Raw genomic sequence first — 22,237 nt, forward strand, 5'->3', positions numbered from 1 at the left:
GCCTTACCGCTCGACTTGCATGTGTTAAGCACGCCGCCAGCGTTCGTCCTGAGCCAGGATCAAACTCTCCGTAAAAGACTCTCAACCACGCAGTCCGAAAACCACGCAATCAGTTCAAAAACCAAAGAGCCAAATCACTAGCAAAAAAAACTCAACTAGCAAAACAAAATGTCCCCTCACCCCAGACGGGAAGAATGAAGCAAGAAGACGTCACACCCACACCCCAAAAGGCATGAGCGCCAAAAACATTCGGCACTGACATTCATCGACACACTGTTGAGTTCTCAAAGAACACGCGCACACCATCCACCCACAGACTCACGCCTGCCAGCATCAAGGGCAACTGTTCCAGCCTATCCCAGCTTGGTCTCGGAAGCAAACTTCCGACTCTTGGGGGACACACTATGCCAGGCACTCCGTACAACCTCGTTGTCTCCAGCCTCTCGGCTCGGAGTCGGTGTCCGTGTCGCTCTGACTCGACAAAAGTTACGCGAGCAGACTGCACCACGCAAATCCCCAGGTCGCGTCGACAACTCCCCACGTTTACGCAGGTAGCGGATGCGCGAGGGGCGTTCTCCAGCCCTCACTGAAGGAAACCGTCGACTGTGACGCCGGACATACCTCTACCTTCGGCGCACTGATATCGCTCGAACATGCTCCGGCACAGCAACATTCGGCTCGACGTCCGAAGCAGTCCGCGGTGTGCCCGCCGTTTCGACCATCGGGACGACGCCGGCCCACACTCCCCCCACCTCGATGTCGGCGGCGTCGTCGACCGGATCACCGGCCCGCGACTTGACCGACGCCTCGTGCAGAGGAAGCGCCAATACCGCCGTCGCCGCCAGCTCTTTGCGTGTGTGGGGACGGAGATGGGCGCTTCTCCCCTCGACGACCTGATCGACGATCGCGTTCAATGCACGCACGCGTTCGGCGTGGTCGGTGACGACTCGCGGCGTTCCGACCACCACCGCACTCCGGTAATTCATCGAATGATGGAACGCCGACCTCGCCAGTACGAGCCCATCGAGCGCCGTCACCGTCACGCAAATTTCTCCAGCGGGTGCGTCGACCAGGCTTCTGGCCGCGACCGATCCGTGGAGATACAGGCTTCCACCACGGTCCGGGCCTTCGAGATCGACGCCGTATGCAGTGGGTAGGACGCGCACGGAGCCGTCGACGACTACCCCCATGTGACAGATGCGCGACGACGCCAGCACGTCGATCAGGTCCGCGCGATCGCTACGGGCACGGGCTCGGCCACGCTTGATCGTCGTTCTGGGCGTCGGCGACAACGGGGTCTCGTAGATGCTCACCTCGTCGATCCTTGTCGACAAGTGGCCCGATGTCATGATCCACTGAACGCGATTTTCCATAGGCCACTGTGCAGGTGTTGGGAGCATCCGATGTTGCCGTCTTCGCTCACGATCACGCTCGATCGGTCAGGTACGCGTACCTTGCCGGTCCAGATCGCCGATCGAATTCGGTCCGCGATCAGCGACGGCGAGATCCGTGGTAACACTCGATTGCCCAGCAGCAGAGCGCTTTCCGGCGAGATCGGCGTGGCTCGAGGCGTCGTCGAGCAGGCCTACGAACAATTGATCGCCGAAGGGTGGATCGAAGCGCGTCGCGGGTCCGGTACATACGTGCGCCGCATCTCCTCGTCCACCGGGACCCGAGTTGGGAGGACAGCGTCCTCTCCCCCGCCCACCGCCACCACCCACCGCCGTCGGATACGACTCGGGACGGGCACCCCGTGGATCCCGCCTCGACTCCCTACAGCGTGGAAGCGTGCATGGCGCGACGCCGGTGCTGCTCCACACCCGCAGATCTATCCCGACCCACTCGGTGAGCCGCGGTTGCGCGACGCCGTCGTCGACCTGCTGGCCAGGGCGCGCGGCCTGCACACGGACTCGAGCTCGGTCGTCGTCACCACCGGCAGCATGCACGGTCTCGGCCTCGCACTGGCCGCGCTTGCCGACCCCGGAGTCGACGACTCTCCCGTGCTCGCTCATGAGAATCCGGGTTATCGCGTCGCAACGACGACCGCTCGTCGCGCCGGGTGGTCGCTGTTCGACGTCCCCGTCGACGCCGACGGAATGGTGACCGACCACCTCGATTCCGCGCCAGGGCAGACACGCGCCGTGTATGTCACGCCGTCGCACCAACATCCCACGGGAGGACTGCTTCCGGTGGGCCGTCGACGAGCCCTCGCCGACTTCGCGCGAACGCGTGACGTCATGATCATCGAGGACGACTACGACTCCGAATTCCGTTACGACGTAGCACCTTTGCCGACGATTGCGGAGTTCGCACCGGATCGCACGATTTATCTCGGGACCGTCGCGAAGACGTTCGGCGGCGGCATCAGACTCGGGTGGCTCGTCGCACCGCCGCACATCGTCCAGACGATCGCGTCGGTGCGCGCCGACACCGGTGACTACCCCTCCGTGCCGGTTCAGAACGCGATGGCGTCGCTGCTGCGCGACGGCGAGTGGGATCGGACGGTCCGCGCGGCGCGCCGCCGCTACCGCGAGCGCGACCGCCGCGTCACCGAGGCACTCGCGCCCTACGGCGAACTGCGCGGCGTCGGCGCCGGGATGCACACGACGCTGCTGTTACCCGAACACACCGCGACCGACGTTGCCCGTATGGCGGCCGAAGAGGGCGTCGACGTCGACACGCTCGCGAGGTCGACCAGAAGCCCGTCCCCGATCACCGGTTTGCTCGTCGGCTACGGGTCCCTGTCCGACGAGGACCTCGTCTATTGCCTCGACGTGCTCACGAATGCCCTCGACTCAGTGAACCGCTGACTCGAAATACCCGGTGTCGCAGCCAGTTTCAGAGGGAGGAGCCCATGGAACGCGTCAGCTGACGCGTTCTATGTTGCCGCCCAAGGCGGTCAGGTTCTCCACGAACCGCGGGTAACCGCGGTCGATGTGATAGACGTCGTGCACCTCGGTGACGCCGTCGGCGCACAGACCCGCGAGGACGAGGCCCGCGCCTGCTCGAATATCCGACGACCACACCGGCGCGCTCGACAACTGCGGCACCCCCCGCACGACCGCATGGTGACCGTCGGTTCTCGCGTCGGCGCCGAGTCGAATCATTTCCTCGACGAACCGGAAGCGCGCTTCGAAGACGTTCTCGGTGATCATCGACGTACCGTTCGCGACGGCCGCAAGACCGATGGCCATCGGCTGTAGATCCGTCGGAAATCCGGGGAACGGCAGCGTCGCGAAATTCACGGCAGTCGGACGCTCGTGCTGGACGACGCGGAAACCGTCGGGCTCGGAGGTCACCTCGGACCCGGCCGCGCGCAGCTTGTCGAGTACCAGAGACAGATGTTTCGGGTTCACGCCGCGCACACGGACGTCGCCACGCGTCATGGACGCCGCGATACCCCACGTCGCCGCGACGATGCGGTCTCCGATGACACGGTGGGTGGTCGGCTTCAACGATTCGACACCCTTGATGGTCAGTGTCGACGTGCCCGCTCCGGTGACGTTGGCTCCCATCTCGTTGAGCATGTTGCAGACGTCGACGATGTCCGGCTCGCGCGCGGCATTGTCGATGACCGTTTCCCCCTTGGCGAGCACAGCCGCCATCAGGATGTTCTCGGTCGCGCCGACGGACGGGAAAGCCAAGCGAATGTTGGCGCCCCGCAGCTCGTCGGCCTCCGCGACGACGCAGCCGTGCTGAATTTCGCTGTGGGCGCCGAGCAACCGCAGGCCGGACTGGTGCATGTCCAGAGGCCGCGAGCCGATGGCGTCACCACCCGGAAGCGCAACCACTGCGCGCCTGCACCGCGCGACGAGCGGGCCGAGCACGCACACCGACGCCCTGAACTGCGTCACAGCCGGGAAATCCGCGTGATGTTTCGGTTCGGCAGGCGTCGTGATGCGGACGACGTCACCTTCGAGCTCGACATCGCAGCCGAGGCCGCGCAGCACCTCGGCCATCAACGGCACGTCGAGAATGTCCGGGCAGTTGGTGATGATGCTCGTGCCCTCCGCCAACAGCGCAGCCGCCATCAGTTTCAGAACGCTGTTCTTGGCGCCCCCGACCGACACCTCGCCGACGAGTCGGTTTCCTCCGGATACCAAAAAGCGTTCACTCACAATTCGACAGCGTAGCCAGGGAAGCGCGACGGCATCCGAGCGGTACCGTGACTTCATGGCTGTGCACCTCACCCGCATCTACACGCGTACCGGCGACGACGGCACCACAGGACTCAGCGACTTCTCGCGCGTCACCAAGAACGACCCACGTCTCGTCGCCTACGCCGACTGCGACGAGACCAACGCAAGCTTGGGAGTTGTTCTAGCTCTTGGTAATCCGCCGCAGCAGGTCGTCGACGTGATTCGCACTATCCAAAGCGATCTGTTCGACGCGGGTGCGGACCTGTCCACTCCGGTCGTCGAAGACCCGAAATATCCACCGCTGCGTATCGACCAGAGCTACATCGATCGCCTCGAAGCATGGTGCGACGAGTTCAACGAGAATCTCGAGCCGCTGACGTCGTTCATCCTCCCCGGTGGCACTCCGTCGGGAGCTCTCCTGCACGCCGCACGCACGGTGTGCCGTCGCGCAGAACGCGCTGCGTGGGCCGCGGTCGACGCGAGCCCCGACACGACGAACGCACTGCCGGCGAAGTATCTGAACAGATTGTCGGACCTGCTGTTCATCCTGAGCAGGTATGCGAATCCGGACGGAGACGTCCAATGGGTTCCGGGAGCGTCGCGCTCTACCGAATAATTACGGGGCAGGAGCGGAACCTGCAGGAGCGACCTACGCAGCCGGCCGGCCGCGCTTCGAGCGGTCCGACGGCCGGGATTCGAGCCACGACATGAACGCGGTCAACGCACCGCGGTCGAGAGCGATCTCGTAGGTCCTGCCTCGATCCGAGAGTTCGAGGATTGCGATCTCGTCGGACATGATGTCGAACTCGTTGTCGCGGGGCGTGCGCCTGGCACCCACTTCGATGCCCTGACGTGCCATCCGATGGTTGGGCCCGAGCTTCAGGCTCGACAGTTTGAAGAAGACCATCGTGTTGTCGCCGTAGCGGATGACGCCGTGACGCCAGCCACTGCCACCCACGACCGGCGTCACGCGCATGATGGCCGCGGTACCACCGCGCCGCAGCACGTTCAGACGGTACAGAAAAGCCGCGACGAGGCCTGCGAGCAGCACTACCAGAAGGATCAGAACGATCACTCCGATGTGCATCACAGACCTCGTCGCGGCTTGCTGTCGAATACCTAGGCGCGCTCGGCAGCGCGAATTCGGCCCTTCGCGATTGCGAGAGCTTCCTTGTCGTCACCGCCTGCGTCCAATACTGCACGAGCTGCTTCGACGTCGATGTCCTGCGCGAAGTCCGCGGACTCCGCCAGAACGGTGACGGTCTTGCCCGTGACCGACAGGAATCCACCGTGAACTGCAGCCACGATCTTCTCCCCGTCGGTCGTCGTGATGGACACCGTCCCTGCCTCGACGAGCTGGCCCAGTACGGGCTCATGGCCGGCCATGATGCCGATCTCGCCCTCGGTCGTCTGAGCGCTCACCAGGGTCGCGTTGCCGGACCACAGCTTCTGCTCGACCGCGACGAGAGCGACCTCCATGCCGTTCGTTTCCGCAGATGTCACGTCGGGCTACTTTCCGGCCATCTTCTTCGCTGCAGCCTCGACGTCGTCGAGACCACCACAGCTGTTGAAGGCCTGCTCGGGAAGGTGGTCGTACTCGCCCTTGGTGACCTTGTCGAACGCCTCGATGGTGTCCGCCAGCGAGACGACCGAGCCGGCCTCACCGGTGAACTTCTCGGCGACGATGAAGTTCTGGCCGAGGAACTTCTGGAGACGGCGTGCGCGGCCGACCAGAACCTTGTCCTCTTCCTGAAGCTCGTCCATACCGAGGATGGCGATGATGTCCTGCAGTTCCTTGTACTTCTGCAGGATTCGCTTGACCTCGTTGGCAACGCGGAAGTGCTCTGCACCGACGATGCCGGGCTCGAGGATTCGCGACGTCGAGCTCAGCGGGTCCACAGCGGGGTAGATACCCATCTGCGAGATCGGACGCGAGAGCTCGGTCGTGGCGTCGAGGTGGGCGAACGTCGTCGCAGGCGCCGGGTCGGTGTAGTCGTCGGCGGGGACGTAGATCGCCTGCAGCGAGGTGATCGAACGTCCACGGGTCGAGGTGATGCGCTCCTGGAGCTCACCCATCTCGTCCGCCAGCGTCGGCTGGTAACCCACGGCAGAAGGCATACGTCCCAGAAGGGTCGACACCTCGGAACCTGCCTGCGTGAAGCGGAAGATGTTGTCGATGAAGAGCAGAACGTCCTGGCCCTGAACATCGCGGAAGTACTCCGCCATCGTCAGTGCGGACAGGGCGACGCGCATACGCGTGCCCGGCGGCTCGTCCATCTGGCCGAAGACGAGGGCGGTGTCCTGAAGGACGCCCATCTCTTCCATTTCCAGGTGAAGGTCGGTGCCCTCACGAGTGCGCTCACCGACGCCTGCGAACACCGAGGTGCCCGAGAACTCGCGAGCGATACGCGTGATCATTTCCTGGATCAGAACGGTCTTGCCGACGCCGGCACCACCGAACAGACCGATCTTTCCACCCTTCACGTACGGGGTCAGAAGGTCGATGACCTTGATGCCCGTCTCGAGGATCTCGGTCTTGCCTTCGAGCTGATCGAAGGCTGGTGGCTTGCGGTGGATGCCCCACTGCTCGCCGTCGCGACCCAGTCCGGGGGTGTCGAGGCAGTCACCGAGGGCGTTGAACACGTGGCCCTTGACGACGTCGCCGACGGGAACCGAGATCGGCTTGCCCGAGTCGGCCACCGAGGTGCCACGAACCAGACCGTCGGTCGGCTGCATCGAGATGGTGCGGACCAGGTTGTCGCCGAGGTGCTGCGCAACCTCGAGCGTCAGGGTCTTCGCCACCGTCGGCAGCGTGATCTCTGCGTGCAGTGCGTTGAACAGGGCGGGGATGGCGCCGCGCGGGAACTCGACGTCCACAACGGGGCCGATGACCCGAACGACACGGCCGGACTGAGTGTCCGCTCCGCTCGCGTTCTCTTGGGTTACTGCTGCGGTCATTGCTTAGTCACTTCCTGCGCTGTCAGCCAACGCGTTCGCGCCACCAACGATTTCGCTGATTTCCTGGGTGATCTGGGCTTGCCGAGCCTGGTTCGCCTGACGGCTCAGGTTCTCGACCAATTCGTTCGCGTTGTCCGTCGCGGCCTTCATGGCGGTACGACGCGCGGCCGACTCGGATGCAGCCGCATCGAGCAGCGAGGAGTAGATCCTCGTGCTGATGTACTTCGGCAGCAGAGCCGACAGGAGGGTTCCGGCCTCGGGTTCGAAGTCGTACTGCGCCTGGACTTCCGAAGCGGACGGTGAGTCGGTGAGTGCGTCGGCACCCAGTTCGATCTCTTCGTCCGTGTAGGAGATCTCCAGCGGAGCCATGCGACGAACTTCGGGCTTCTGCGTCAGCATCGACACGAATCGCGTGTAGACGATGTGCAGTTCGTCGACGCCCTCGACGGTGCCTTCACCGTTGGGTGCATCGACATCCGAACCGGATCCCGCCATGAAGAGCTCGACCAGGTGCTTGCTGGCCTTCGCTGCGTCGGCGTAGCCGGGCTCCTGGGAGAAGCCCGTCCAAGCGCCCTTCACGTCGCGCTCGCGGAAGGTGTAGTACGTGAGTCCCTTCGCACCGAGCACGTAGATGACCGGATCCTTGCCCTCGGAACGCAGGAGCTGGAACAGCTCCTCCGCTTCCTTGAGCACGTTGGAGTTGTAACCACCGCACATACCGCGGTCACTGGTGACGACCAGGACTGCAGCACGCTTGGGTTCGGGCCGCTCGTTCAGCAGCGGGTGGTCCAGCGAACCGGACGCACTGGCCAACGCGGAGAGCACGTTGGTGATCTCTTCCGCGTACGGCTTCGATGCAGCAACACGCGCCTGCGCCTTGGTGATTCGCGATGTCGCGATCAACTCCTGCGCCTTGGTGATCTTCTTGGTCGAGTTGACCGACTTGATCCGGGAACGCAGCTCGAGAATGCTTGCCATCAGCTGTTCACGCTCCCTTCTCTACTCGTAACGACACTGGGCATCTCTCGCAGACCTACTTGCTGACAGTCTTGCGAGTGACGTTGACCTGCTCCTGGTTGACCTCGTCCGGGTTCAGCGTGTCCGCCTCTGCCTCGTTGACGACGCGGTTGCCCTCGGAGTCCAGGAATCCTGCCTTGAACTTCTCGGTGGCCTCGACCAGTGCCTTCTGCGCGTCCTCGTCGAGAGCCTTGCCGCCGGCAATGCTGTCGTAGACGCCGGTGGCGTTGCGGTGCAGATCTTCGAGCAGCTCGCTCTCGAAGCGACGAACGTCGCCGACGGGAACCGAGTCGTACGTGCCCTGGCCGGCGAGCCAGATCGAGACGATCTGATCTTCGACGGCAACCGGTGCGTACTGGTCCTGCTTCAGCAGCTCCACGAGGCGAGCGCCACGCTCGAGCTGTGCCTTGGAGGCCGCGTCGAGGTCGGAAGCGAAAGCCGAGAAGGCTTCGAGCTCACGGAACTGAGCGAGCTCGAGACGCAGCGAACCGGAGACCTTCTTCATGCCCTTGGTCTGCGCTGCGCCACCGACTCGGGACACGGAGATACCGACGTTGATGGCGGGGCGAACACCTTTGTTGAACAGGTCCGACTCCAGGAAGACCTGGCCGTCGGTGATGGAGATGACGTTGGTCGGGATGTAGGCCGAGACGTCGTTGGCCTTGGTCTCGATGATCGGCAGAGCCGTCAGCGATCCACCGCCGAGCTCGTCGGACAGCTTCGCCGAGCGCTCCAGCAGACGGGAGTGCAAGTAGAAGACGTCACCGGGGTAAGCCTCGCGGCCCGGCGGGCGACGCAGCAGCAGCGAGATGGCACGGTATGCCTCGGCCTGCTTCGTCAGGTCGTCGAACACGATGAGGACGTGCTTGCCCTGGTACATCCAGTGCTGGCCGATGGCCGAGCCGGTGTACGGAGCGAGCCACTTGAAGCCGGCGGAGTCGGAGGCGGGAGCCGCGACGATGGTCGTGTACTCCAGTGCGCCCTGCTCTTCGAGCGCGGCCTTGACGCCTGCGATCGTGGAGCCCTTCTGGCCGATGGCGACGTAGATGCAGCGAACCTGCTTCTTCTCGTCGCCGGACTCCCAGTTGGCCTTCTGGTTCAGGATGGCGTCGATGCAGACGGCGGTCTTGCCCGTCTTGCGGTCGCCGATGACGAGCTGGCGCTGTCCGCGGCCGATCGGGGTCATGGCGTCGATGGCCTTGATACCGGTCTGCAGCGGCTCTTCGACCGGCTGACGCTCGAGCACGGTCGCTGCCTGCAGTTCGAGTGCGCGGTTCTCGGTCGACTCGATGTCGCCGAGGCCGTCGATGGGCTGGCCCAAGGGGTTGACGACGCGGCCGAGGTAGCCGTCGCCGACCGGCACGGACAGAACGTCACCCGTGCGCTTGACTTCCTGGCCTTCTTCGATGTGCTCGTAGTCACCGAGGATGACCGCACCGATCTCGGTGGCATCCAGGTTCAGCGCCACACCGAGCACGCCGCCGGGGAATTCCAGCAGCTCGTTGGACATCGCCGACGGCAGCCCGGACACGTGCGCGATTCCGTCGCTCGTGTCGGTAACCGTGCCGACCTCCTCGCGGGAAGACTCCGGTGAGTAGCTCGCGGTGAAGTTCTCGATCGCGCTACGGATCTCGTCGGAGGAGATCGTCAGCTCCGCCATATTGTTTCCTGCTCTTCCTTCGATGTTCGCGGTATCAAACGCTTCGAAACGTCGAAACGCTTTTCCTCGGACTGTGGTGTCCGTACTCGGACTACTTGAGTGTCTTTCGCAATGCAGCGAGGCGTCCTGCCCCACTACCGTCGATGACCTCGTCGCCTATCCGGACCACGAGTCCGCTGAGCAGTTCGGTATCGACCTCGACGTGCACGGTGACGGGCTTGCCGTACGTACGTGTCAGTGTCGCAGTCAGCTTTTCGAGCTGACTGTCGCTGAGCGGCGCCGCACTCCGCACATGAGCGACAGCTCGGTCACGGACCTTCGCCGCCTGCCCAGCCAGCGCGTCGAGCGCGTCGGCCGGAGCCGTCGTGCGCAGACGACTGACTGCCTGGATCGCCAGGGCCTCGGTGACCGCGGTCACCTTGCCGTAGAGAAGGCGTCCGAGCAGCTCACGCTTCGCCTGGACCGGCTTGCCGAGATCCGACAGAGCCTGCTCGAGCGACGGGTTGGCTGCGACGATGCGGCCGAGGCGGAACAGTTCGTCCTCGACCGTATCGAGCTGGTTCTGATCTGCCGCGGCGCGAAGCAGCGCTTCACGTCCCAGCTCGACCAATGAGTTCAGCAGGTCCGATGCCTTGGACCAGCTCTCCGAGACAGCGCTCTTCAGAATGCGAGCGGTGATCTCGGAGACCTGTCCGGCGAACAGCTCCTCCACGAGAGCGCTGCGACGAGTCGCCGAAACCGACGCGTCGGCCAGCGCGGTACGCAACGTGCGCTGACCGTCGAGGGACTCGACGACAGCGAAGAGCTCTGCACCGGTCTGCGCGGCAGCAGCAGTTTCCGCACCTGCCGACGCAGACCCCAGCGCATCGTTCGCAACCGAACGCGTGCGGGCAAGAGCCTCACGAGAAGTTGCGTACATGGTCATCTCACTTTCCGGCTGCAGAGTCAGCCGTGACGGAGTCGAGTTCGCTCAGGAAACGATCGATCGAGCCTGCGCGCTTCGCCTCGTCGGACAACTGCTCTCCGATGACCTTCTCGGCGAGTTCCACTGCCGTGCGTCCGAGATCGGCACGGAGTTCCGTGACGATCTGCTGACGCTGCGCGACGAGCTGGCTGTGGCCTGCGGCCACGATCCGGTCGCTCTCTTCCTGCGCCTTCGTCTTCATTTCGGCGAGAATGGCCTGTCCCTGGCTGCGTGCGTCCTCACGGATCGCCGCTGCCTCGGACCGAGCGTCGGCGAGCTGCTTCTGGTACTGCTCGAGAGCAGCCTTGGCCTCTGCCTGCGCCTCTTCGGCCTTCTTGATGCCGCCTTCGATCAGATCGCTACGTTGCGCCAGGACGGCCGAGAACTTCGGGAGGATGTACTTCCAGAAGACGAAGCCGATGACAGCGATGCAGACCAAAGACCAAACGATGTCGTATGTCGCGGGGAGGAGAGGATTGATGTCCTCGCCTTCCTCCGCGGCCAAGATCGCGATGTTGGTTGCCATGTCGAATTAACCGAACAGGAAGCCGGCGACGATACCGATCAGCGCGAGAGCTTCGGTGAACGCGATACCGAGGAACATGTTGGTACGGATGGTGCCCTGGAGCTCGGGCTGACGCGCGATGCCCTCGATGGCCTTGCCGACCACGATGCCTACACCGATGCCAGGTCCGATGGCTGCGAGGCCGTAACCGATGGCGCCGTAGCCGCCACCCGTAACGGTGGTCTCGGTGACTTCCTGTGCCAGGTACGCGAGGCTCATTTGATTTCCGTTCCCTTTCTGTTGCCCATCACCGGTCGGTGCGTGGGTCAGGTAGATCTGTCGGTCGAGCGGTCTAGTGAGAGTCGGCGTGCAGCGCGAGATCGATGTACACCGCGGTCAGCAGGGCGAACACGTACGCCTGCAGACCGATGACGAGCATCTCGAACAGCGTGAAGCCGAAGCCCGCTGCAAGCGAGAACACGCCGAAAATCTTCATTCCCGCCGCGGCCTGGAAGAAGAAGAACTGGGTCGCGCTGAAGAACAGCACGAGCATGAGGTGGCCGGCCAGCATGTTGGCCATGAGACGAACGGTCAGCGTGAACGGCCGCAGGATGAAGGTCGAGATGAACTCGATCGGGATCAGAATTATGTGCAGGGCAGGCGGAACGTTCGGAACCACGATGCTGCTCTTCACGTACTTGAAGAAGCCGTACTTCTTGATGCCCACGTAGTTGAACGTGACGTAGGCGATCGCTGCGAGGACGATCGGCATACCGATTCGCGCGTTGGGCGAGATGTTCAGGAACGGAATGATTCCGGAAAGGTTCATGAACAACACGGCGAAGAAGATCGTCATGATGATCGGCAGGAAGCGCTTTCCCTGCTCCTTGCCGAGGATCTCGTCGGCGATCTGAACCTTGACGAAGTCGAGCATGTACTCGACACCGTTCTGCAGACCCCGCGGAACGACCTTCGGGCTTCGCATCGCGAACGCGAACAACACGACCAGCACGAGGGTCATGAGAATGCGAATCAGCATCAGCCGGTCGAGTTCGAAGGGGGTGCCTTCGAACAACACAGCGGGAGGAAAGAAGTCGGTTAGTGACGGCGGGTGGAACTCCGCAGCCAAGTTGGTGACGCTCAGCGGTCTCTCCCGTGTTCGGGCCGCAGACATCTACGACTGCGGTTCGATCGGACATTGACGATCTATCAAGTCGACGATATCGGCTCGAGGTCGTCAGCAGCTGAGGCAGATTTTCAGGTCGGCCAGCGTCTGTCGGGTGTCGGCGACTCACGTCGACTCGGTAACTTCTCGTTACCTGCAAGCGCCTTCGTGCACGCGAAATGTCCCATTCGCGGCAGTCCACCACTTACTTGGTCGGAACTTTATCAACACAACTACGACGATGTGTAGGTGGGGCCGATTCTTGACCGATTACGACACATCGTCGTACTACTTCTCGTCGGACCCCGGTGTCGCAGGCGGTTCGTCCACATAGGGGGCCTTGGTGCGCACGACGCCGTACACCTCGGCACCCAGCACCAGAACCAGTGCCGCGATGACGACGCCTGCGAGTGCGCCCTTGCTGTAGAAATCCATGTCCTTCAGGACAGCGAGAACCACCACGGCCAGCAGCATCTTGACGATCCACCCGCCGAGCAGAACCGCGCCCGCCATGGTCGGTGGGAACTTCGACGTCAACGCGATGGACAACGCTGTCGTCAGGATGAAACCGCCGCCGAGAGCGGCTCCGATGAGCGCTCCCCACAACCCGGGGAGCCCCGCGACCAGCGTTGCGACGACTGCGCCGACGACGGCGAGCACCACGAGACCGATCACCCCGTAGCGAACCGCGGCGCGCATCGTGTCGGACTGATCGGGCACGGGCGTTGGAGAGAAGCTCACAGGCGCACAGACTACCCAGTGGCGCGCGACGTCACGCCCGACGCCCTCTTCGACCAGCGGCGCGCGAGCGCCGTCGCTGTCGGGCGAGATCCAATCGGACCGAGGGGACGGCCGTCACCACCAGCGCGAACACGAGGCCGGCCGCCACCAGGAGCACGACGACGCGACGGTCGATGAGCGACGACCCGACAGCTCCGAACGCCAGTACGCCCACCCACAGGTAGATCACGAGCACGACGCGTCGGTGCGAGTGACCGATCTGCAGCAACCTGTGATGCAGGTGCATCTTGTCCGGGCTGAACGGGCTGCGACCGGCGCGGGTGCGCCGAACCACGGCGAGCAGCAGGTCGAGGATCGGAATGAACATGACCGCACCGACGAGCAGAATCGGCGACAACAGACCGAGCAGGTCACGTGGGCCGTACGCGACGAGCGGGATCCGGCCGGACGCGCTCGTCGACACCGTCGCGAGCATCAGGCCGATGAGCATGGACCCGGAGTCGCCCATGAAGATGCGGGCGGGCTGGAAGTTGTGCGGGAGAAATCCCAGGCACGCGCCCGCCAACGCTGCTGCGATGACGGTCGGCGGATAGATGCCGACGTCGCCGCCCTGCTCGTGCAGCAGGCCCACCGAGAAGACACAGATGGCGATGGACGCGATCAACCCGAGTCCGGCAGCGAGCCCGTCCAGCCCGTCGACGAAGTTCATCGCGTTGACCATCACGACCGTCACCAGCACCGTGACCAGTCCGGCCTGGAGCTGATCGAGCACGACCGTCTGCACGTCGGACCACGGAACGTAGATGATGTACCAGCTCACGCCCATCACGACGAGCACACCGGCGGCGGTCACCTGGCCGACGAACTTGGTCAGAGCGTCGAGACCCCATCGATCGTCGATGATGCCGACGACGACGATGACGCACCCGGCGAGCAGCGCAGCGGGAATGTCCTGGGTGTACTCCGAGTCGAATCCTCGCGCCAACGCCGGAAGTTGCGACGCGAACAGCAGCGCGACCAGCATGCCGAGGTACATGCCGGTGCCGCCGAGCCGCGGCGTCGGGGTGACGTGCACGTCGCGTTCGCGAGGCGCTGCGACCGCTCCGAACTTGATCGCGAGGACGCGAACTCCGCCGGTGGCGAGGAACGTCACGACGGCCGCGGTCAGGAAGACCAGCAGCAACTCCCTGATCGGGACGCCTGCTCCCTGCCCCGGCTGTGCCAGTACGTCGACCGTCATGCGCGAGGGTACGCAGGCTTGCGGGTCACGAGGCTCGTGACGTCGTCCCGGATCGACGCGATCTCGCGGTCACCGGCCTCGGTACCCATCTCTGCGCGAACAGCGCGCGCGACGAGCGACGACACCGCCTGCATGTCCGACGCGTCGAACCCCTGCGTCGTCACTGCTGCCGAGCCGACACGAATTCCCGACGCGACCGCGGGCGGAGCCGGGTCGAACGGGATCGCATTCTTGTTCAGCGTGATGCCTGCCGCCTCGCATCGCGCCTCGGCCGTTCGGCCGTCGACTCCGAGGTTCTGTAGGTCGAGCAGCGCGAGGTGCGTGTCGGTTCCGCCGGAGACGGCACGCATGCCGTTCTCGACCAGACCGGACGCAAGGGCTGCCGAGTTGGACACGACGTCGGCCGCGTAACGCTTGAACGCGACGGTCGATGCCTCGGCGAACGCGACGGCCTTCGCCGCGACGGTGTGCATCGCCGGACCGCCTTGGCTGAACGGAAAGACCGCCTTGTCGATGGCGCGCGCGTGTTCCGCACGGCACATCAGCATCCCGCCTCGGGGTCCGCGCAGCACCTTGTGCGTGGTCGCCGAGACCACGTCCGCATACGGTACGGGCGATGGGATCGCTTGTCCGGCAACGAGACCGATGAAGTGAGCCGCGTCGACCCACAGGATTGCACCGACTTCGTCGGCGATCGAACGGAAGGCGGCGAAGTCGATCAGGCGCGAGTAGGCCGTAGCCCCTGCGACGATGATTCGGGGGCGGTGGACGAGGGCGAGCTCGCGGACCTCGTCGTAATCGATCAGTTCGGTGTCTCGTCGCACGTGGTACGGGATCGGCGTGAACCACCGGCCGGAGAAGCTGACCTTCGAACCGTGTGTCAGGTGTCCGCCGTGCGGCAGGCTCATCGCGAGAATCGCATCACCGGGCTGCGCGAACGCGGCGTAGACCGCGAGGTTCGCGTTGGCACCCGAATGCGGTTGCACGTTGACGTGATCGGCGCCGAACAGCGTCTTCGCCCGCTCGATCGCGAGGTTCTCGGCGCGATCGACGACCTCGCAGCCACCGTAGTAACGGTTGCCCGGATAGCCCTCGGCGTACTTGTTGCCGAGCACGCTCCCCAGTGCCGTGAGGACCGCGGGGCTCGCGAAATTCTCGCTTGCGATCAACTGCAGGCCGGAACGCACACGGCCGAGTTCACCGAGCAGGACGTCGGCGATCTCTGGATCGGCAGCCTCCAACTCGGTGAAGTCGGGGCCGAAGAAGTCGGGCGTCGTCACGTGGCAGCACTCCCCTGCCGCAGGCTGTCCGCCGTCACGCCGAGAACCTCACCGACGGCGTCGGCCGAGATGGCGCCCTCGCGCAGGATGCGCGGGTTCTCCGACGTCAGGTCGACGATGGTCGATGCGACGGCGTGCTCGGCCGGTCCACCGTCGAGGTACACCGCGGCGGAACCCCCGAGCTGATCACGAGCCTCCACGACCGTCGTCGCAGGCGGTTGACCGGAGATGTTGGCGCTCGAGACCGCCAAGGGCCCGACCTCGCGCAGCAACTCGAGCGCAACCGGGTGCAGCGGCATACGCAACATGACGGTGCCCTGTGCGTCGCCGAGATCCCAGGCCAGCGACGGTGCCTGCTGCACGACGACGCTCAGCGCGCCCGGCCAGAACGCCTTGATCAGATCGCGCGTGCGCGGACGGACGCCCTGGACGAGTCCGTCGATGGTGTTCCAGGATCCGACGAGCACCGGTACCGGCATGTCGCGACCGCGGCCTTTGGCGCGCAGAAGGTCGGTGACCGCGCTGCTGTCGAAGGCGTCGGCAGCCAGGCCGTAGAGAGTGTCCGTCGGCATGACGACGAGTCGACCGGACTTGAGGGCGCCTCGGGCAGCGGTCAGTCCGGCGGCCCGGGAATCGGCTTGCTGGCAGTCGTAGACGGTGCTCACTCCCCTATCCTGTCACTCACCTCCCGCGAGACGGCAGATGGCTCGCGGGAGTGCGTCAGTGGCCCGACACGTCCGTTTTCGACACGGCCGCTCTGGACGCGACGACGAACCGCGGCCGTCCTGCGAGATCCGGGTGTTCCTCGACCCCGGCGAAGATGCGTCGGCGCTCGAACAACTCGGCCACCTGGCGCCCGTGGGAGTCGTCGTGTTCGACGCCCGCCGCTCCCCCGACGCGCAGCAGACGTGCGATCGTCCCGATCATGGGCTCGATGACCGACAGTCCGTCCGCGCCACCGAACAGTGCACGATGCGGGTCGTGGTCCACGACTTCCGGTTCGAGTTCCGCACCGAGCGGAATGTACGGCGGATTGGACACGATGAGGTCGACGCGCCCGTCGAGGTCGGTGAGCAGCGTTCGGTCGGTGACGTCGCCGTGATGCAGCGTGATCGGCGTATCCCCTTGTTCCGCACGCAGATCCGCGTTGCGACGCGCCCACGCCAGAGCAGGTGGATCGATTTCGACGGCGTGAACTTCGGCGTCCGGCCGGGCATTCGCCACGGCGAGCGCCAAAGCGCCTGAGCCGGTGCACAAGTCGACGACGACGGGCGGCTTGGTATCGACGCGTTCGAGAAACGCCAGAGCCCAGCCGAGCAACAGCTCGGTCTCGGGGCGTGGAACGAACACTCCCGGACCGACTTCCACGTCGATGTTGCCGAGAGCCGTTGTGCCGGTGATGTATTGAAGTGGAATACGCTTCGCGCGTTGCTCGACGGTCTTCATGTACGCGTCGATGATCTCGGGCTCGACCAAGGGGACGAGCCCGAGACGGCCGCGTTCGACACCGACGATGTGCGACGCCAACAACTCGGCGTCGACGCGAGCGCTCGGGACACCTGCGGCCTCCAACTTGCCGGTGGCGTCGAGAATGGCCAGGCGCAGTGGTTTACGAGTCACGAGTACAGCGTGCCACGAAGTGTCATTCCGCCTGCATGCGAGCCTCGCGGTCGGCCTTGCCGAGCGCGTCGAGCAACGCGTCGAGTTCGCCGTCGAGGACCGCGTCGAGGTTGTGTGCCTTGAATCCGATGCGGTGATCGGTGATTCGGTTCTCGGGGAAGTTGTACGTGCGAATGCGCTCGGAGCGGTCGACGGTCCGCACCTGGCTGGCCCGCCCCGCTGCGGCTTCCTCGTCGGCAGCTTCCTCGGCCGCGGCCTGCAGGCGCGCGGCGAGCACCTGCATGGCACGTGCCTTGTTCTGGAGCTGAGATCGTTCGTTCTGGCAGGTGACGACGATTCCGGTGGGCAGGTGCGTGATGCGAACCGCGGAGTCCGTCGTGTTGACGCCCTGGCCACCCTTGCCGGACGAGCGGTATACGTCGATACGCAGATCGGTCTCGTCGATCTGGACTTCCTCGACCTCTTCGGGCTCGGGATAGACGAGAACGCCTGCCGCGGAGGTGTGCACGCGTCCCTGCGACTCGGTGACCGGCACACGCTGTACGCGGTGCACGCCGCCTTCGAACTTCAGCCGCGCCCAGACGCCGTCGAGCGAATCGCCCTTGGTCTTGATCGACAGCGTCGCATCCTTGTATCCACCGAGGTCGGAAACGTTGGCGTCGAGGATCTCGACGCGCCAGCCGCGTCGTTCCGCGTACCGGACGTACATGCGAGCCAGATCGGAGGCGAACAAAGCCGATTCCTCGCCACCCTCACCGGACTTCACCTCGAGGACGATGTCGTCGCCGTCGTGCGGATCGCGGGGAGCCAGCAGATCGGCGAGCGTCTGCTCCAGCGTCTCCACCGACTGTTCGAGGTCGGGAATCTCGGCGGCGAACGACGCGTCGTCGGCGGCCAGTTCGCGGGCGGCGGCCAGATCGTCCTGTGCCGAGACGAGTTTGCCGTGCACGGACATGATCGGCGCCAACTCTGCGAAGCGTTTACCCGCACGACGTGCAGCACTGGGGTCGTTGTGCAGCGCCGGGTCCGCCAGCTGCTGCTCGAGGCCCGAGTGTTCGGCCAGAATGTCGTCGATGGCCGAAGGCTTCGTCATCCTCGCCATGGGTGTGCTCCGCTCTCGTGAATCCTCGATAGGTATGAAAAAAGCCGACGCCCGCCCTGCAAACTGCACAGGGCGGGCGTCGGCGAAACAGCTAGCTGTCGGCTGCAGCCTTCTTGCCGGCGCGCTTTCCGTAGCGAGCCTCGAAGCGTGCAACGCGACCACCGGTGTCGAGAATCTTCTGCTTGCCCGTGTAGAACGGGTGGCACTGCGAGCAGACCTCGACGTTGATGCGCTCTTTGTCGGTGGTGCTACGCGTCTCGAAAGTATTTCCGCAACCACAGACCACGGTGGTGGTGGTGTAGTCGGGGTGGATTCCTGCCTTCATGGTGTCCCTTTCCAATGGTCGCCGGGTCGACCTCGCCGTTCGAGGACGTGAACCGGAACCGGACTCGGCCGTTCAGTATGCCAGAGAGAGCGGTTGACCTGCTAATCGCTCACTGACAGGTGCTTCAACACGGGCACTTCGACTCTTGTTCCCAGTCGTGCGTGCGAATGTACAGCGGGCTGTACATTCGCACGCACGGGTGCCTAGTCGTCGAGCGCGCCGGGCGCGGTCTTCGACACCTGGATCAGGAACTCGAGGTTGTTCTTGCTCTTCTTGAGCCGGTCGATCAGCAGATCGATGGCCTGGTGCGAGTCGAGGCCCGACAGCACGCGGCGGAGCTTGTGCAGCACCGCTGCCTCGTCCGAGCTGAGCAGCAGCTCGTCCTTACGCGTACCGGACGGGTTGACGTCGACGGCCGGGAAGACGCGTCGCTCGGCGATCTTGCGATCGAGCTTGAGCTCGGCGTTACCGGTGCCCTTGAACTCCTCGAAGATGACCGTGTCACCGGTGGAACCGGTCTCGACCATCGCGGTGGCGATGATGGTGAGCGATCCGCCGTTCTCGATGTTGCGCGCAGCACCCAGGAAACGCTTGGGCGGGTACAGCGCGGTCGAGTCGACACCACCGGACAGGATGCGTCCCGATGCAGGCGAGCTGTTGTTGTACGCACGGCCGAGTCGCGTGATCGAGTCGAGCAGCACGACGACGTCCTGGCCGGCCTCGACGAGACGCTTCGCACGCTCGATGGCGAGCTCGGCCACCGACGTGTGGTCGCCCGGCGGACGGTCGAACGTCGAGGCGATGACCTCGCCGTTCACCGAACGCTGCATGTCGGTGACTTCCTCGGGACGCTCGTCGACGAGGACGACCATCAGGTAGCACTCGGGATTGTTGACCGAGATGGCGTTGGCGATGGCCTGCAGAACGCTGGTCTTACCGGCCTTCGGCGGGCTCACGATCAGCGCACGCTGGCCCTTACCGATCGGCATGACCAGGTCGATGATGCGCGTGGTCAGGATGTTCGGCGTGGTCTCGAGACGCAGACGCTGGTTCGGGTAGAGCGGCGTCAGCTTGCCGAACTCGGGACGCTTGCGCGCCGATTCGACGTCGCCGCCGTTGACGGTGTCGAGACGAACGAGCGGGTTGAACTTCTGGCGCTGGTTCGACTGTTCGCCTTCACGCGCGACTCGAACGGCACCGGTGATCGCGTCGCCGCGACGAAGTCCGTTCTTGCGCACCAGGTTCATCGAGACGTAGACGTCGTTCGGACCCGCCAGGTACCCGGACGTACGCACGAACGCGTAGTTGTCGAGAACGTCGAGGATGCCCGCTACGGGCTGGAGAACGTCGTCCTCGCGAATCTCGGGCTCGCGCTCGCGTCCCTCGCTGCCGCCGCCGTCACGGTCGCGTCCACGACGACGCTCGCGGAACCGGCGACCCCGACGACCACGACCTTCTCCGTCGTCGTCCTGGTTGTCGCGGTTGTCACGATCGGACCGCGGACCGTTGTTGCGGTCTTCACGGTTGTCGTTCCGATTGTCGTTGCGGCTGTCGCCTCGGTTCTCGCCCCGGTTGTCACCCTGGTTACGACCACGGTTCCGGTTGTTCTCACCACGACCGTCGCCACGACCGTCGGACCGGTTGCCGTCGCCGCGGCCGTTGTCGGACCCACGGCCCTCGGAACGCGTGTTGTCGCCGCGGTTTTCCGAACGGTTGCCGTCGCCGCGCGTCGCGGTGTCGTTGTCCGAAGCTTCGGTGCGAGCGCCGCCGTCGGCACGGTTTCCGCGGCCACGACGCGGACGCTCGGAGGCTGCGTTGTCGGATTGTTCCTTGTCGGCAACAGGAGCGCTGGACTCGGAAGCCGACTCGGAGGAAGCCGTGTCGTCGAGCGGAAGCTGGTCGGGTGCACCGGCACGACGACCGGAAGCCCGACGTCCCCGCGTGCGACGCGGCGCCTCGGCCGCATCGTCGGTCGCCGCAGGCGCGGCCGCCGGAGCGTCGTCGACGGGAGCCTTGTCCGCTACGGCCGCAGCGCGACGCGATGTCTTGGGTGCCGCCTCGGCCTTCGGCTGCGCTTCGATCTTCGAAGGCGCGGCACCGCCTGCCTGACGTGCAGAAATTGCGGCGATCAGGTCGCCTTTGCGCATGCCCGAGATGCTCTTGATGCCGAGTTCTCCCGCGAGACTACGCAGCTCGGTGAGCACCATTCCGGACAGGCCAGCTCCGCGGCGCGTTTTCTCGGGCGCAGAGATCAGTTCCGTATCGGTCACGGAGGTCCTTTCCTTCCCTCGCTCGCAGTCTGCGCAGTCGAGGGTTCGTTCCGCAGCTCGAATCTCGTATCGAACCCGGATGTAGCCGTTCACGATCGACACGCTTCGGACAGACGACCGATTCCGATGCCGCGTGTGTGTTGCGGATGGGAATCGAGCCAGGAACGTCAACCACCCCGGACGTGGAATCCCCCGGATGCAGCAACTTGAATGCCCTGGTGAAAACCGGCGTCTGAAGCGCACGATGTACGGACGAACCTCAGAATAGCCCTGTTCGACACAGTCGGCAAGAACCGGTTACCGGCGAGTCACCCGATTCGGACGCCGTCGGCGACCTCGAGCTCGAGAACTTTCAGTCCTTCGCTGTCTGCCTGTTCCTTCATGTCCTGCGGAAACGGTTCCGTGCACAGAGCCAGTACCGTCGGCCCGGCGCCAGACAACACCGCCGCGATGCCGCGCGCGCGCAGTGACGAGATCCACTTCGTCGCGTCCGGCAACGCACTCGAACGCTGACCTTGATGCAACAGGTCCTCGGTCGCGGCCATCAACAGATCGGGCCTCTGTGTCAGCGCGACGACCGCGAGCGCTCCCCTGCTGACATTGAACGCCGCGTCGCGATGCGGGACCAATTCCGGTAGCAGACCACGGGTATGCGACGTCGACGATCGCTCCGAGGGTACGAGCGCGACGACGCGGATGTCCGGATGCACGGCAAGACGCACGGCCGAATAGGTGCGTTGCGTGATGCTCGCGCTTGCCGGCTCGCTCCACGACACGACGGCACCGCCGAGCACACTGGCCGACGCGTTGTCCGGATGACCTTCGAATTCGGACGACAACTGCACGAGTTGCTCGTCGCTCAGCGCGAGCGACGGATCGAGTTTCGCCGCGAGACCGTTGGCGGCCGCCAGTCCTCCGACGACCGCCGACGCCGATGATCCGAGACCACGCGAATGCGGAATGACGTTGTTGCACACCACATCCAGGCCGTCGGCCCAGACGCCTGCCGCCTCCAGCCCACGCTCGATCGCCCGTACGACGAGATGCGTCGGCCCCCACGGGACGTCGTCGGCACCTTCGCCCTGAACGTGGATGCTCAGACCCGACGTGGTCGTGGTGACGGTGACCTCGTCGTACAGGCCCAGTGCGATACCGAGGGTGTCGAACCCCGGGCCGAGATTGGCACTCGACGCAGGCACACGGGCGGTCACGGTCAGACCGGTCGGCAGCGTTGTCGTCATGGTCGCGGAT

General features: G+C 64.7%; 22 protein-coding genes and 1 rRNA gene. 2 read left to right on the top strand and 21 right to left on the bottom strand.

Translation table 11 applies throughout. The annotated features are described in order from the left end of the window. A 16S ribosomal RNA gene (locus tag A3K89_RS19125) occupies positions 1-75 on the bottom strand; the annotation flags it as partial. Positions 76-623: 548 nt separating this feature from the next. Continuing rightward, on the bottom strand, positions 624-1,307 hold the full coding sequence (locus tag A3K89_RS19130) for a pyridoxamine 5'-phosphate oxidase family protein (protein WP_371828815.1): 684 nt from the start codon (positions 1,305-1,307) through the stop codon (positions 624-626). A 96-nt stretch (positions 1,308-1,403) separates the two neighbouring features. Between A3K89_RS19130 and pdxR the strand changes: the two genes are divergently transcribed. Continuing rightward, the gene (gene pdxR / locus A3K89_RS19135) at positions 1,404-2,810 is read left to right on the top strand and encodes a MocR-like pyridoxine biosynthesis transcription factor PdxR (protein WP_068429349.1); all 1,407 of its coding nucleotides are present in this window, start codon (positions 1,404-1,406) and stop codon (positions 2,808-2,810) included. A 54-nt stretch (positions 2,811-2,864) separates the two neighbouring features. Here pdxR and murA read toward each other — a convergent pair whose 3' ends face one another. Next, complete coding sequence (gene murA, locus A3K89_RS19140; protein WP_068429353.1) at positions 2,865-4,118, bottom strand: UDP-N-acetylglucosamine 1-carboxyvinyltransferase; 1,254 nt, start codon at positions 4,116-4,118, stop codon at positions 2,865-2,867. Between the two features lie 55 nt (positions 4,119-4,173). On the opposite strand from murA, the gene A3K89_RS19145 reads away from it, so the two are divergent. Beyond that, positions 4,174-4,755, top strand: coding sequence for a cob(I)yrinic acid a,c-diamide adenosyltransferase (locus tag A3K89_RS19145; protein WP_068429357.1), 582 nt, complete (start codon positions 4,174-4,176; stop codon positions 4,753-4,755). 33 nt (positions 4,756-4,788) lie between these two features. Here A3K89_RS19145 and A3K89_RS19150 read toward each other — a convergent pair whose 3' ends face one another. From A3K89_RS19150 to thrB, 18 genes are all read right to left on the bottom strand, one after another. Further along, the gene (locus A3K89_RS19150) at positions 4,789-5,226 is read right to left on the bottom strand and encodes a DUF2550 domain-containing protein (protein ID WP_068429360.1); all 438 of its coding nucleotides are present in this window, start codon (positions 5,224-5,226) and stop codon (positions 4,789-4,791) included. A 32-nt stretch (positions 5,227-5,258) separates the two neighbouring features. After that, positions 5,259-5,618: a F0F1 ATP synthase subunit epsilon gene (locus A3K89_RS19155; protein ID WP_068429363.1), complete on the bottom strand. Its 360-nt coding sequence runs from the start codon at positions 5,616-5,618 to the stop codon at positions 5,259-5,261. 30 nt (positions 5,619-5,648) lie between these two features. Further along, complete coding sequence (gene atpD / locus A3K89_RS19160; protein WP_068429366.1) at positions 5,649-7,097, bottom strand: F0F1 ATP synthase subunit beta; 1,449 nt, start codon at positions 7,095-7,097, stop codon at positions 5,649-5,651. A gap of 3 nt (positions 7,098-7,100) precedes the next feature. Next, positions 7,101-8,075: a F0F1 ATP synthase subunit gamma gene (locus tag A3K89_RS19165; RefSeq protein ID WP_068429369.1), complete on the bottom strand. Its 975-nt coding sequence runs from the start codon at positions 8,073-8,075 to the stop codon at positions 7,101-7,103. Positions 8,076-8,130: 55 nt separating this feature from the next. Then, positions 8,131-9,774 (bottom strand): F0F1 ATP synthase subunit alpha, encoded by a 1,644-nt coding sequence (gene atpA, locus A3K89_RS19170; RefSeq protein ID WP_068429372.1) that lies wholly within the window; start codon positions 9,772-9,774, stop codon positions 8,131-8,133. 91 nt (positions 9,775-9,865) lie between these two features. Beyond that, entirely contained in the window at positions 9,866-10,693 is an 828-nt protein-coding gene (locus tag A3K89_RS19175; protein ID WP_068429447.1) for a F0F1 ATP synthase subunit delta, read from the bottom strand. A 7-nt stretch (positions 10,694-10,700) separates the two neighbouring features. Continuing rightward, entirely contained in the window at positions 10,701-11,264 is a 564-nt protein-coding gene (locus tag A3K89_RS19180) for a F0F1 ATP synthase subunit B (RefSeq protein ID WP_068429375.1), read from the bottom strand. A gap of 6 nt (positions 11,265-11,270) precedes the next feature. After that, positions 11,271-11,522 (bottom strand): ATP synthase F0 subunit C, encoded by a 252-nt coding sequence (locus tag A3K89_RS19185; RefSeq protein WP_019667280.1) that lies wholly within the window; start codon positions 11,520-11,522, stop codon positions 11,271-11,273. A 73-nt stretch (positions 11,523-11,595) separates the two neighbouring features. Next, complete coding sequence (atpB, locus tag A3K89_RS19190; protein ID WP_174551474.1) at positions 11,596-12,417, bottom strand: F0F1 ATP synthase subunit A; 822 nt, start codon at positions 12,415-12,417, stop codon at positions 11,596-11,598. A gap of 279 nt (positions 12,418-12,696) precedes the next feature. Next, the gene (locus tag A3K89_RS19195; protein ID WP_068429381.1) at positions 12,697-13,149 is read right to left on the bottom strand and encodes a hypothetical protein; all 453 of its coding nucleotides are present in this window, start codon (positions 13,147-13,149) and stop codon (positions 12,697-12,699) included. A 31-nt stretch (positions 13,150-13,180) separates the two neighbouring features. Next, on the bottom strand, positions 13,181-14,389 hold the full coding sequence (locus A3K89_RS19200) for a glycosyltransferase family 4 protein (RefSeq protein WP_068429384.1): 1,209 nt from the start codon (positions 14,387-14,389) through the stop codon (positions 13,181-13,183). Beyond that, complete coding sequence (glyA, locus tag A3K89_RS19205) at positions 14,386-15,669, bottom strand: serine hydroxymethyltransferase (RefSeq protein WP_068429387.1); 1,284 nt, start codon at positions 15,667-15,669, stop codon at positions 14,386-14,388. The genes A3K89_RS19200 and glyA overlap by 4 nt, the downstream gene beginning before the upstream one ends. Beyond that, entirely contained in the window at positions 15,666-16,334 is a 669-nt protein-coding gene (locus A3K89_RS19210) for an L-threonylcarbamoyladenylate synthase (protein ID WP_068429390.1), read from the bottom strand. Before A3K89_RS19210 ends, glyA begins: the two co-directional genes overlap by 4 nt. 55 nt (positions 16,335-16,389) lie before the next feature. Further along, positions 16,390-17,289, bottom strand: coding sequence for a peptide chain release factor N(5)-glutamine methyltransferase (prmC, locus tag A3K89_RS19215; RefSeq protein WP_068429393.1), 900 nt, complete (start codon positions 17,287-17,289; stop codon positions 16,390-16,392). Between the two features lie 22 nt (positions 17,290-17,311). After that, positions 17,312-18,391, bottom strand: coding sequence for a peptide chain release factor 1 (prfA, locus tag A3K89_RS19220; RefSeq protein WP_068429396.1), 1,080 nt, complete (start codon positions 18,389-18,391; stop codon positions 17,312-17,314). Positions 18,392-18,482: 91 nt separating this feature from the next. Beyond that, positions 18,483-18,716 (bottom strand): 50S ribosomal protein L31, encoded by a 234-nt coding sequence (gene rpmE / locus A3K89_RS19225; protein ID WP_068429399.1) that lies wholly within the window; start codon positions 18,714-18,716, stop codon positions 18,483-18,485. Positions 18,717-18,919: 203 nt separating this feature from the next. After that, positions 18,920-20,986, bottom strand: coding sequence for a transcription termination factor Rho (rho, locus tag A3K89_RS19230; protein ID WP_157105385.1), 2,067 nt, complete (start codon positions 20,984-20,986; stop codon positions 18,920-18,922). Positions 20,987-21,294: 308 nt separating this feature from the next. Next, positions 21,295-22,227: a homoserine kinase gene (thrB, locus tag A3K89_RS19235; RefSeq protein WP_068429452.1), complete on the bottom strand. Its 933-nt coding sequence runs from the start codon at positions 22,225-22,227 to the stop codon at positions 21,295-21,297. Positions 22,228-22,237: the final 10 nt, after the last annotated feature.

Source organism: Rhodococcoides kyotonense (assembly GCF_001645385.1).
Classification (GTDB): Bacteria; Actinomycetota; Actinomycetes; order Mycobacteriales; family Mycobacteriaceae; genus Rhodococcoides; species Rhodococcoides kyotonensis_B.

Coding starts and splice junctions, on each gene's coding strand:
- pdxR (WP_068429349.1), top strand. CDS start 1,404: ATGTTGCCGTCTTCGCTCACGATCACGCTCGATCGGTCAGGTACGCGT.
- A3K89_RS19145 (WP_068429357.1), top strand. CDS start 4,174: ATGGCTGTGCACCTCACCCGCATCTACACGCGTACCGGCGACGACGGC.
- A3K89_RS19150 (WP_068429360.1), bottom strand. CDS start 5,226: ATGCACATCGGAGTGATCGTTCTGATCCTTCTGGTAGTGCTGCTCGCA.
- A3K89_RS19155 (WP_068429363.1), bottom strand. CDS start 5,618: ATGGAGGTCGCTCTCGTCGCGGTCGAGCAGAAGCTGTGGTCCGGCAAC.
- atpD (WP_068429366.1), bottom strand. CDS start 7,097: ATGACCGCAGCAGTAACCCAAGAGAACGCGAGCGGAGCGGACACTCAG.
- A3K89_RS19165 (WP_068429369.1), bottom strand. CDS start 8,075: ATGGCAAGCATTCTCGAGCTGCGTTCCCGGATCAAGTCGGTCAACTCG.
- atpA (WP_068429372.1), bottom strand. CDS start 9,774: ATGGCGGAGCTGACGATCTCCTCCGACGAGATCCGTAGCGCGATCGAG.
- A3K89_RS19175 (WP_068429447.1), bottom strand. CDS start 10,693: ATGTACGCAACTTCTCGTGAGGCTCTTGCCCGCACGCGTTCGGTTGCG.
- A3K89_RS19180 (WP_068429375.1), bottom strand. CDS start 11,264: ATGGCAACCAACATCGCGATCTTGGCCGCGGAGGAAGGCGAGGACATC.
- A3K89_RS19185 (WP_019667280.1), bottom strand. CDS start 11,522: ATGAGCCTCGCGTACCTGGCACAGGAAGTCACCGAGACCACCGTTACG.
- atpB (WP_174551474.1), bottom strand. CDS start 12,417: ATGTCTGCGGCCCGAACACGGGAGAGACCGCTGAGCGTCACCAACTTG.
- A3K89_RS19200 (WP_068429384.1), bottom strand. CDS start 14,389: ATGACGGTCGACGTACTGGCACAGCCGGGGCAGGGAGCAGGCGTCCCG.
- prfA (WP_068429396.1), bottom strand. CDS start 18,391: ATGGCGAGGATGACGAAGCCTTCGGCCATCGACGACATTCTGGCCGAA.
- rpmE (WP_068429399.1), bottom strand. CDS start 18,716: ATGAAGGCAGGAATCCACCCCGACTACACCACCACCACCGTGGTCTGT.
- thrB (WP_068429452.1), bottom strand. CDS start 22,227: ATGACGACAACGCTGCCGACCGGTCTGACCGTGACCGCCCGTGTGCCT.